The organism is Streptomyces sp. OR43, from assembly GCF_008042275.1.
Classification (GTDB): Bacteria; Actinomycetota; Actinomycetes; order Streptomycetales; family Streptomycetaceae; genus Streptomyces.
In genome coordinates, this window is record NZ_RDBK01000043.1 from 189,237 (window position 1) to 197,078 (window position 7,842).

The 7,842-nt window shown below is 73.2% G+C and carries 8 protein-coding genes and 1 pseudogene; 6 read left to right on the plus strand and 3 right to left on the minus strand.

Annotation, left to right across the window (positions count from 1 at the left end):
• Positions 1-102, plus strand: a pseudogene (locus EAO72_RS44090) (sirohydrochlorin chelatase); the annotation flags it as partial.
• A gap of 306 nt (positions 103-408) precedes the next feature.
• Here EAO72_RS44090 and EAO72_RS19295 read toward each other — a convergent pair.
• The gene (locus EAO72_RS19295) at positions 409-1,224 is read right to left on the minus strand and encodes a Cof-type HAD-IIB family hydrolase (RefSeq protein WP_148021899.1); all 816 of its coding nucleotides are present in this window, start codon (positions 1,222-1,224) and stop codon (positions 409-411) included.
• A gap of 120 nt (positions 1,225-1,344) precedes the next feature.
• On the opposite strand from EAO72_RS19295, the gene EAO72_RS19300 reads away from it, so the two are divergent.
• A complete protein-coding gene (locus EAO72_RS19300; protein ID WP_187285136.1) occupies positions 1,345-2,061 on the plus strand; it encodes a SanA/YdcF family protein in 717 nt (238 codons plus the stop codon).
• Between the two features lie 107 nt (positions 2,062-2,168).
• Positions 2,169-4,307 carry a molybdopterin oxidoreductase family protein gene (locus EAO72_RS19305; protein ID WP_148018584.1) on the plus strand — a complete coding sequence of 713 codons (2,139 nt, stop codon included), beginning with the start codon at positions 2,169-2,171 and terminating at the stop codon, positions 4,305-4,307.
• On the opposite strand, the gene cutA is transcribed toward EAO72_RS19305, so the two are convergent.
• Both cutA and EAO72_RS19315 read right to left on the minus strand, forming a co-directional pair.
• Complete coding sequence (cutA, locus tag EAO72_RS19310) at positions 4,259-4,597, minus strand: divalent-cation tolerance protein CutA (protein WP_148018585.1); 339 nt, start codon at positions 4,595-4,597, stop codon at positions 4,259-4,261. The two genes, EAO72_RS19305 and cutA, sit on opposite strands and share 49 nt — an antisense overlap.
• Positions 4,598-4,665: 68 nt before the next feature.
• On the minus strand, positions 4,666-5,343 hold the full coding sequence (locus EAO72_RS19315; RefSeq protein WP_148018586.1) for an NADPH-dependent FMN reductase: 678 nt from the start codon (positions 5,341-5,343) through the stop codon (positions 4,666-4,668).
• Between the two features lie 88 nt (positions 5,344-5,431).
• On the opposite strand from EAO72_RS19315, the gene EAO72_RS19320 reads away from it, so the two are divergent.
• From EAO72_RS19320 to EAO72_RS19330, 3 genes are all read left to right on the plus strand, one after another.
• Positions 5,432-6,232: an aminotransferase class IV family protein gene (locus EAO72_RS19320; RefSeq protein WP_148018587.1), complete on the plus strand. Its 801-nt coding sequence runs from the start codon at positions 5,432-5,434 to the stop codon at positions 6,230-6,232.
• A 98-nt stretch (positions 6,233-6,330) separates the two neighbouring features.
• The gene (locus tag EAO72_RS19325; protein ID WP_148018588.1) at positions 6,331-6,792 is read left to right on the plus strand and encodes a DUF5990 family protein; all 462 of its coding nucleotides are present in this window, start codon (positions 6,331-6,333) and stop codon (positions 6,790-6,792) included.
• 379 nt (positions 6,793-7,171) lie between these two features.
• A partial coding sequence (locus EAO72_RS19330; protein ID WP_187285137.1) for a hypothetical protein occupies positions 7,172-7,842 on the plus strand: 671 nt, incomplete at its 3' end.

Here is a 7,842-nt window from a genome sequence, read left to right on the forward strand (position 1 = left end):
CCGCCCCCGCTCCTGCCCCCGCCCTCGTCGCCGTCGCGCACGGCAGCCGGGACCCGCGGGCGCTGCGGACGGTGACGGAACTCCTGAGCCGGGTGCGGGGCATGGGCCGTCGGGTTCCGTTCAGGGAGACGAGGCTGAGCTGGGTGCCCAGTTGTGCGGTAATACGGGTCAGCAGTTGCGCCGTGCTGTCGAGGGGCAGGGACTCCTGGGGACGCGCGTGCGCGGTGCTGTGCGGGGGCGGAGGCCCGTGGAAGCGTTCATGCGCCGTGCTGTCGAGGGGCGGGGACTCCTGGGGACGTTCCGGTGCCGGCTCCGTCATGGAGCGATGGTGCCGGGCGCAGGTTGCCGCCTCGTTGCGCGCCGGTCACAGCCGTTTTCCGCCACCTCACCGAGGGCACCTGCCCACTGTCAGACGGCCGCCGCGGTCCGGACCTGACCAGCGAACAGCCGCTCGATGACGTCGGCGACCCCGTCCTCCTCGTTGGTGGCGGTGTGTGTCGCCACGGCCGCCAGCACGGCCGGGTGGGCGTTGGCCATGGCGTAGCCGGTGCCGGCCCAGGTGAGGACGGTGAGGTCGTTGGGCATGTCGCCGAAGGCGATGACCTCGCCGGCATCGATGCCCCGTGCCGTGCAGAGCAGCTCCAGGGTGCCGGCCTTCGTGACGCCGGGCGCGCTGATCTCCAGCAGGCCGCGCCCGCCCGAGTGGGTGAGCTGCACCTCGTCGCCCGCGCCCGGGCGGGCGGCGGCCAGCAGGGTGTCGGCGTCGAGCCGGTCCGACCAGACGAGCAGTTTGGTGACGGGGGCCTCGGTCAGCCAGAGGTCGGCGAGGGTCGGTACGGGGAGTTCGGCGCCGACGTCCTCGGACATGCGCAGCCGGTAGGCCGGTTCGTACAGCACCTGATTGCCGGTCTCCAGGGCGAAGCCCACCTCGGGCACCGCGGCGGCGAGTGCGGTGGCGACCCGCTGGGCGGTGGTCAGGGGCAGGACACGCGAGGAGACGACGGTGCGGGTCCCGATGTCGTACACGAGCGCCCCGTTGCTGCAGACCGCCGTGCCCGCGAGGCCGGTGGCCTCGGCAAGCCGGTCGACGAACCTGGGCGGCCGGGCGGTGACGATGACGATCTCCGTGCCGGCGTCCTCGGCCGTGCGCAGGGCGCGCAGGGTGCGGGGCGACAGGGTGCCGTCGTTACGGAGCAGGGTTCCGTCGAGATCTGAGGCGATCAGCCGTGGGAGCAACATCGGCCGATGCTACCGACGGGCCGTCACGGAGAACCGCTTCGGCCTTCCGCTCGTCAAGCGATAGGGGGCGGCTATGACGACGGCACGAGACGGGTGGGGACGGCGATGCGGATGAAGCCATGGGGAGCGCTGCGGAGGACCGCCGCCCGGTTGCGGCCCCGGCTGCCGCGGACCCGGCGGGGGCGGCGTCTGGCCGTCCAGGGCGTGATGGCGGCCTGTGTGCTGGCGCTGGCCCCGGCCACCTGGATGCACACGGTCGCCGATGCCCGGGTCAGGACGGTGGCGGACGTGCCCGCCCAGCAGGTCGCGGTGGTGTTCGGCGCGGGGCTGTGGGACGGCAGGCCGTCCCCGTATCTCGCGAACCGGCTGCGGACCGCGGCCGAGCTGTACCGGGACAAGAAGGTGAAGGTCGTGCTGGTGACCGGTGACAACAGCCGGGTGGAGTACGACGAGCCGGACGCGATGCGCACGTTCCTGGTCGCGCACGGGGTGCCGGACAGCAGGATCGTGAGCGACTTCGCCGGCTTCGACACCTGGGACTCGTGTGTGCGGGCCAGGAAGATCTTCGGGGTCGAGCGGGCCGTGCTGGTGAGCCAGGGATTCCACATCCGGCGGGCGATCGCGCTGTGCCGGGCGGCGGGCATCGATGTGTACGGCGTCGGGGTCGAGGCCGCACACGATGTGACCTGGTACTACGGCGGCACACGGGAGGTGTTCGCGGCGGGGAAGGCGGCCCTGGACGCCCTGTTCGAGCCGGATCCGCACTTCCTGGGGCCCAGGGAGCCGGGCGTGGCCGAGGCCCTCGCCGCGGACGACGGGTGACGGCGCTCCGCACCTCACGGCCGGGTGCCTGGCGTGCTGAGGTGGGCGTACCGGCGGTGTAACCGGGAGCGGGCGCCCGTGTAACACCCGGCTCCCAGTCTGGGGGCATGACCAGCACCGCGACTGCCGCCACCGCGACCCACTGCCCGTACTGCGCGTTGCAGTGCGGCATGAATCTGCGCCCGGTCGCCGGTGACGCGGTCGTCGAGGTGGAGGAGCGCACCGACTTCCCGGTGAACCGGGGCGCGCTGTGCGGCAAGGGCCGGTCGGCGCCCGCCGTGCTCTCCTCCGCGGTGCGGCTGACCGGGCCACTGGTACGTGACGCGGTGAGCGGGGAGCTGGTGCCGGCCGGGTGGGACGAGGCGCTGGCCCGGATCGCCGACGGTCTGCGGGGGACGCGTGCGGCGCACGGGGCCGACGCGGTGGGGGTCTTCGGCGGGGGCGGGCTGACCAACGAGAAGGCGTACGCGCTCGGGAAGTTCGCCCGGGTGGTGCTCGGCACCTCGCAGATCGACTACAACGGGCGGTTCTGCATGTCGTCGGCGGCCGCCGCGCACCAGCGGGCCTTCGGGCTCGACCGCGGGCTGCCGTTCCCGCTGGAGGACATCCCGCGCACCGGGTGCGTGATCCTCGTGGGGTCGAACCTCGCGGAGACGATGCCGCCCGCGCTGCGCTATCTGACCGAACTGCGGGAGAACGGCGGCCGGCTGATCGTCATCGATCCGCGCCGCACCAGGACCGCCGAGCAGGCGGACCTCCATCTGGCCCCGCGGCCCGGCACCGATCTGGCGCTCGCGCTCGGCATGTTGCACCTGGTGGTGGCGCAGGGCCGGGTGGACGAGGACTTCGTACGGGAGCGCACGAGCGGCTGGGACGAGGCGCGGGCCGGGGTGATGGCCCACTGGCCCGAACTGGTGGAGCGGCTGACCGGCGTCCCGGTGCCGCAACTGCGCGCGGCCGTCGGGATGTTCTGCGACGCGGAGAGCGGCATGGTGCTGACCGCGCGCGGCCCCGAGCAGCAGGCGAAAGGCACGGACACGGTCGGCGCCTGGATCAACTTCGCGCTGGCCACCGGCCGTGCGGGCCGCCCCCTGTCCGGTTACGGCTGCCTGACGGGCCAGGGCAACGGCCAGGGCGGTCGTGAACACGGCCAGAAGGCCGACCAGTTGCCCGGCTACCGCAAGCTCACCGACCCGGCGGCGCGCCGCCATGTCGCGGGGGTGTGGGGCGTCGATCCGGACTCGCTGCCTGGTCCGGGGCGCAGCGCCTACGAACTGCTGGACGCGCTGGGCACCGAGGTGCGGTCGCTGCTGGTCATGGGGTCGAACCCGGTGGTGTCCGCGCCGCACGCGGGGCATGTGGAGGAGCGGCTGCGGTCGCTGGACTTCCTCGCGGTCGCCGATGTGGTGCTCTCCGAGACGGCCGCGCTGGCCGATGTGGTGCTGCCGGTGACGCAGTGGGCCGAGGAGACGGGGACCACCACGAATCTGGAGGGCAGGGTGCTGCTGCGCCGGCGTGCGGTCTCCGCGCCCGCGGGTGTCCGCAGCGATCTGGACGTGCTGCACGGGCTGGCCGGCCTCCTCGGGCACGGGAAGGGGTTCCCGGCCGACCCGGAGGAGGTCTTCGACGAGCTGCGCCGGGCGTCGGCGGGCGGCCCGGCGGACTACGCGGGCATCACGTACGAACGGATCGCCGCCGAGGACGGCGTCTTCTGGCCGTGCCCGGACACGGAGCACGCCGGAACACCCCGGCTGTTCCTGGACCGGTTCGCGACGGACGACGGGCGGGCCCGGTTCGTCCCCGTCACGCACCGGCCGTCCGCCGAGGAGACGGACGCGGAGTATCCGGTGGTCCTGACCACGGGCCGGGTCGTCGCCCAGTACCAGTCGGGGGCGCAGACCCGCCGGGTGGCGGAGCTGAACGCCGCGGCTCCTGGCCCCTTCGTGGAGCTGCATCCCCGGCTCGCCGAGCGGATCGGGGTGGCCGAGGGCGACCCGGTCGCGGTGACCTCACGGCGCGGGCGGGCGGTGGCGCCCGCCCGGATCACCGTGGCGATCCGGGCCGACACCGTGTTCATGCCGTTCCACTGGGCCGGTGAGGGCCGGGCCAACACGCTGACCAATCCCGCCCTGGACCCGGTCTCGAAGATGCCGGAGTTCAAGGTGTGCGCGGTGCGGGTGGAGGCCGGTGACGCCCCTCAGAGGGAGGTCACCGGCGCCGTCTCCGCCGACACCCAGCCCAGGTAGCGGGCGCTGCCCCGGAGCACCGGCAGGGCGATGATCTCCGGGGTTTCGTAGTCGTGCGCCTCCTGGAGGTACACCTCCAGCTCGTCGTACCGTTCGGCGGTCGTCTTGAAGAAGAGCTGCCATTCCTCGGTCGACTCGATGGCGTTCTGCCACCGGTAGACGGAGGTGACGGGCGCGGAGATCTGGACGCAGGCGGCGAGTCTGGCCTCCACCGCACCGCGCGCCAGGAACCGGGCCTTCTCCTCGCTGTCCGTCGTGGTCAGCACGGTCAGCCATGCGGGCGGTGTCACCTTCGGTCTCCTCGGATCGGCAGCGTGGTCCTGCTCCCGATTATCGGCCGGGTGAGACCGCCGCGCAGTCAGCCGCCGTACGGATGGGCGGCCCTGGCACCCCTCAGCGCCCGCCCCCACCAGACCAGTTGGTCCAGGAGGGACTTCGCCGCCGCGTCGGGGCCGACCGGGTCGCGGTGCCTGCCCTCGTCGTCGAAGAGGGCGCCGGCGTTGTGGAAGGAGACGGTGTCGCGGATGGAGACGGCGTGCAGTTCGGCGAAGACCTGCCGCAGGTGCTCGACCGCGCGCAGACCGCCGGAGACCCCGCCGTACGAGACGAAGGCGACGGGCTTGGCCTGCCATTCGGTGAAGTGCCAGTCGATGAGGTTCTTGAGCGGGGCGGGGTACGAGTGGTTGTACTCCGGCGTGATGACGACGAACGCGTCGGCGGCCGCGAGCCGGCCGGCGACCTCGGCCAGCACGGCCTGGCCCTCCGGGCCGGGACGGCGGGAGAGGGCGGTCGGAAGGTCGAGTGCGGCGACGTCGAGCAGCTCGGTCTCGATGCCCGGGTGGCCGTCGCTGCGGGAGCGGAACCAGTCGGCGACGACCGGTGCGAACCGGCCCTCACGGTTGCTGGCAAGGATGACCGCGACCCTCAAAGGCGCGCTCTCGGCGCTCTCGGCGCTCTCGGCGCTCTCGGCGCTCTCGGCGCTCTCGGCGGTCTCGGGCAGAGCGGTGGCCGTGTTTCCGGCTGTGGTGAGGTCCATGCGAAGAGGTTCGTACGTCAACCATGGTTGAGGTCAAGCGTCCGCCCTCCGGCCCTCCCGCGTCGTGTGTCGGCATACGGTGGACGGCATGACGACTCCCGCGGCCGCACCCCACCCCTACGCCGAGTTCGACGGACATCCGGCCACCGAGGACGACCTGCGCACGGCCGCCTTCTCCGGCTACGGCCATTTCACGGCCATGCAGGTCAGGGGCGGCCGGGTGCGGGGTCTGGCGCTGCATCTGGAGCGGCTGGACTCGGCGAACCGGGAACTGTTCGAACTTCCCCTGGACGGCGGCCCGGTACGGGAACTGATCCGGCACGCCCTGGCGGGCGCGGGGGCCTCGGACGCCTCGGTGCGGGTCCAGGGACTGCGGCCGCCGGGCGCCGCAGCGACGACCGTCATGGTCACGGTGCGCGGGCCCGCCCGGATGGACCCGCGTCCGGTCGGTCTGAAGTCCGTTCCGTACGCGCGCACCGTGCCGCATCTCAAGCGCCCCGGCGAGTTCGGCCAGACGTACTACGGGGAGCTCGCCCGCAGGAGCGGCTTCGATGACGCCCTGCTGACCCTGCCGGACGGGGCCGTGACCGAGGGTGCGATCACCAACATCGGGTTCTGGGACGGCACTTCGGTCATCTGGCCGCAGGCGCCCGCCCTGCTGGGCATCACCATGGCGCTGCTGGAACAGGAGTTGCCCGGCGTGGGGGTGCCGTCGCTGCGCCGGCCGGTGAACCTGAACGGGCTGGGGTCCTACCGGTCGGCGTTCGTCACCAACTCGCAGGGCATGGCACCGGTGGCCCGGATCGACGGCACGGAGTTCACGGTCGACGAGGAACTGATGAAGCGGCTGGCGGCGGCGTACGAGGCCGCACCCCTGGACACCCTCTGACGCCGCGGGACCCCGGCGGCCCCCGCGGCCCCGCGGCCCCGCGGCGAGAATGAACCATGAGACCCGCACCGCACCCGACCCAAGGACCTCCGTCGCGCATGCAGATCCACATCGAGGGCTCCCGCCTGCCCGGCCGCGACTGCGGGCCCGGTGGCGACTTCGCCGGCCGCGAGAACATCCACGTGGGCGTCCAGCGCAAGGACCGGCCCGACGAGCTCCTCGGGCTGCACCGCGGCGACGCCCCCGCCGCCCGCTGGACGCTGGACTGCACCACCGCCGCCGGCCCGGACGGCATCGAGGTGAGCGGGCCGTACGTGCAGAACCGGCTCGGCGGACGGTTCGTCTACCTGTCATGGGGCACGGTCGACGGGGACGGGCTGTTCTCCATGTTCCGGCGGGCCAAGCTGATGTTCGCCGACATCGACGCGGACATCTTCGAAGCGGCCGTGCGCTCCGGGCACCTCACCGCACGGCTGCCCCTGTCCGACGCCAAGGGGCAGCCGCTCTGCGCGAGGGTCCGGCCGCCCGTCATCAGCTGGTCCGCCGCCGAGCCCGGCTGAGGGACGCCCGGCCGCACAGGAAACCGCCCCCACCGGGCCCAGGGGGGGCGAGCCCGGTGAAGGCGGTGGCCGGAGGCGGTGGCACACACCGTCCCGTGGGGGGTGTGCGTCGTGTGCCCGCGGACGCCCCGGTCATGCATGTGACGTACGCCACTTTCACCTCGGCGGGCATCACCCGATCGGCACCGGGCACCGAAGGACGGACTTCCCGCCCCACCATCACCGCTGTGACCTGCGCGCATGGGCGGTGGCAAGGAGGCGGCGCCGGTCCGAACGGGTGAATGCTGACTCGGTGTCAGCAGGCATGGGTGGCGGGAGGGCCGTTAGCTCGGACCCAGGACACACCAGCCCGCGCCGTCCCCGCTCGGAGGAACCCCCCATGCGCAGTCCTGCTCGCCTCGTGACCGGCACCGCCGCCGCGGCTCTCGCCGCTGCCGCGCTCGGCCTCAGCGCCGCCGCCCCGTCCGCGTACGGGGATGAGCTCGGGCCATTGGACATCACTCCGGCAAGTGCCGCCCCGGGGTCCACGGTCACCGTGAACACCACCGCCTGCCGCGGCGACACCGGCGCCACCGGTGACGCCAGCGCCCTGGACGCCTCCGATTTCGCGCTGGCACCGGCCACCCTCAAGGAGGTCCTGGCCGGTTCGTTCCAGGTGCCGGGCACGATCGAGCCGGGGCCGTACAGCATCGACGTGGCCTGCGAGAACGGCAAGCGGGCCACCGGGGAGATCCAGGTGAAGGCCGCGGGCACCACGGACACCACGGGCACGGACAGCGCCGCGGTGTCCTCCGACGAAGGTTCCCCCGCCGGTGCCGGTCTGCCCTCCGACGAGGACTCCCCCGCCGGTGCCGGTCTGCCCTCGGATCTGTACGACTCCGAGGAGTACGACACCACCGGGCTCGACGAGGCCGAGGCCTCCGGGTCGGCCCTCGTACCGGATGCCCCCGCACTCCCCGGACGCGGACGGGGCGGCGGCGCTGAGGCCGAGCGCGGCAGCGGCGAGAGCCGCGGCGGCGGTGCCGGTCACGAGGCGAGCAGGACTGCGCA